The 2,541-nt window shown below is 66.3% G+C and carries 4 protein-coding genes; all 4 read right to left on the reverse strand.

The annotated features are described in order from the left end of the window. A partial coding sequence (trpA, locus tag VK519_RS17340) for a tryptophan synthase subunit alpha (protein WP_324351856.1) occupies positions 1–375 on the reverse strand: 375 nt, incomplete at its 3' end. Then, positions 372–1,583, reverse strand: coding sequence for a tryptophan synthase subunit beta (gene trpB, locus VK519_RS17345; protein WP_324351858.1), 1,212 nt, complete (start codon positions 1,581–1,583; stop codon positions 372–374). The genes trpA and trpB, both read right to left, overlap by 4 nt. A 29-nt stretch (positions 1,584–1,612) precedes the next feature. Next, on the reverse strand, positions 1,613–2,236 hold the full coding sequence (locus VK519_RS17350; RefSeq protein WP_324351860.1) for a phosphoribosylanthranilate isomerase: 624 nt from the start codon (positions 2,234–2,236) through the stop codon (positions 1,613–1,615). After that, the coding region (locus tag VK519_RS17355) for a tRNA pseudouridine synthase A (RefSeq protein ID WP_524539005.1) at positions 2,233–2,541 on the reverse strand (309 nt) is incomplete at its 5' end. The genes VK519_RS17350 and VK519_RS17355, both read right to left, overlap by 4 nt.

Raw genomic sequence — 2,541 nt, forward strand, 5'->3', positions numbered from 1 at the left:
AACGCCGGCTTCGCGCGCCTCGTGTGCGAAGCGCTCCATGCCGTGGATCTCGATCGGGTTGAGGTATCCCATCAGCACGACGGGTGTGGTCGCGTCACGCGTGCGGAATTCGGCGACCCAACCGAGGATCTGCATGAGTCCGACGCCGCGCACCAGCGCGCGTTCGTCCGCGTGCTGGATCACCGGGCCGTCGGCCATCGGATCGGAGAAAGGCACGCCCAGTTCGATGACGTCCGCACCGCTACTCACCAAGGCGTGCATCAGCGCGACCACGCCATCGGGCGAGGGGTCGCCGGCGGTAATGAAGGGAATGAGTCCGGTGCGGCCCTTCGATTTCAGTTCGGCGAACCGGCGGTCCAGTCGGTTGTCACTCACAGTTCGATCCCCTCGCGTGCGGCGATGGTGTGTACGTCCTTGTCGCCGCGGCCGGACAGGTTGGCCAGCACCAGGGCATCCTTGGGCAGCTCGCGCGCCAGCTTCATGGCCTGGGCGATGGCGTGGCTGGATTCAAGCGCCGCCAGGATGCCCTCGGTGCGCGCCAGCAGGTGGAAGGCCTCTAGGGCTTCATCGTCGGTGACGCCGACGTACTGGGCGCGGCCGGCGTCTTTGAGGAAAGCGTGCTCGGGACCGACACCCGGGTAGTCCAGGCCCGCGGACACCGAATGGGTTTCGGTGATCTGGCCGTTTTCATCCGCCAGCACATAGGTGCGGTTGCCGTGCAACACGCCCGGGCGACCCGCGGACAGCGACGCGGCATGCTGGCCGGTCTCGATGCCGTGGCCCGCGGCCTCGGCGCCGACGATGCGTACGTCCTTGTCGTTGAGGAACGCATGGAACAGGCCGATGGCATTGGAACCGCCGCCCACGCAGGCGGTGATGACATCGGGCAGGCGGCCGTAGCTTTCGAGCATCTGCGCGCGCGCCTCGCGGCCGACGATGGCGTTGAAGTCACGCACCATCTGCGGATACGGATGGGGACCTGCAACCGTACCGATGATGTAGAAGGTGTCCGCAACGTTGGTGACCCAGTCGCGCATGGCTTCGTTCAGGGCATCCTTGAGCGTCTTCGAACCGGACGTCACCGGCACCACCTCAGCGCCGAGCAGACGCATACGGTAGACGTTGATCTTCTGGCGCTCGATATCCACCGCGCCCATGTACACCACGCACTTCAGCCCCAGGCGAGCGGCCACCGTGGCGCTGGCCACGCCGTGCTGGCCGGCGCCGGTTTCGGCGATGATGCGCGTCTTGCCCATGTGCCGGGCCACCAGGGCCTGGCCCACGGTGTTGTTGATCTTGTGGGCGCCGGTGTGGTTGAGGTCTTCGCGCTTGAGCACGATGCGTGCGCCGCCGACATGGCGGGTGAGGCGTTCGGCTTCGTAGATGGGGCTGGGTCGGCCCACGTAATGCTTAAGGTCGCGGTCGAGTTCGGCGATGAAGGCCGGATCCTTGCGCAGGCGCTCGTACGCCGCCGTAAGCTCGGCCAGGGGCGCCATCAGCGTTTCGGCCACGTAGATGCCGCCGTAGTCGCCGAAGCGACCATGCGCGTCGGGATAAGCGTGGAAATCGATCTGGGAATTCATGCGATACCTGTGCTGGGGCACCCGGGGGTTCAGGCGCCTTGACCTCGCCGGACGGCGGCGATGAAGTGTTCCATCTTAGCGGCATCCTTCACCCCGGGGGACGACTCGATGCCGCTGGCCACGTCCACTGCCCACGGTCGGGCCACGGCGATGGCGCGGGCCACGTTCGACGCGTCGAGCCCGCCCGCCAGAATCAACGGCTGGGGAAAATCCTTCGGCATCAACGACCAGTCGAAGGCGCGGCCGCTACCCCCCGGCTCACCCAGGCCATGGCCGTCGAGCAGCAGGCCGGCGGCACCGGGATAGGCATGGAGCTTGTGCAGGGCGGCAGCGCCATCGCCCATGGCGATGGCCTTGAGGTAACGCCTGCCGAAACCCGTGCAGAAGTCGTCGGTTTCCTCGCCGTGGAATTGCACGAGGTCCGGCTGCACCACGTCGATCACATGCGCCACCCATGCCGGTTCGTCGTCCATCAACAGGGCTACCGCATCGACGAAGGGCGGCAAGGACGCGCGCAGGCTGGCAGCGGCTTCCGGCTCTATGAAGCGCTTGCTGCGCCGGGTGAAGACGAAGCCGACCGCATCCGCACCCAGCCGGGCAGCCAGTTGGACATCGTCCAGGCGGGTCATGCCGCAGCACTTGATGCGGGTCATGCCAGCGTTACCTGTTCGGGCAGGCCCCAGTGGGCTTCGTATTTCGGGCCGAGGAAGGTGAGTCCGGTGGCAGGCGCGGTGGGGCCGGCGCGCTCGCGATCGCCTGCGGCCAGGAGTTGCCCCATCCATTCCACCGGTTGCTCACCGCGACCGACCAACAGCAACGAACCGACGATATTGCGCACCATATGGTGCAGGAATGCATTGGCTTCGACATCGATGAACACTTCTTCACCTATCCTTGTGACACTGATTTTCTTCATGAAGCGGCGCGCGTGCGCCGCCTGGCACGACACCGCGCGGAA

The sequence above is a fragment of the Pinirhizobacter sp. genome (genome assembly GCF_035317885.1).
GTDB lineage: Bacteria > Pseudomonadota > Gammaproteobacteria > Xanthomonadales > Rhodanobacteraceae > Pinirhizobacter.

Coding starts and splice junctions, on each gene's coding strand:
- trpB (WP_324351858.1), bottom strand. CDS start 1,583: ATGAATTCCCAGATCGATTTCCACGCTTATCCCGACGCGCATGGTCGC.
- VK519_RS17350 (WP_324351860.1), bottom strand. CDS start 2,236: ATGACCCGCATCAAGTGCTGCGGCATGACCCGCCTGGACGATGTCCAA.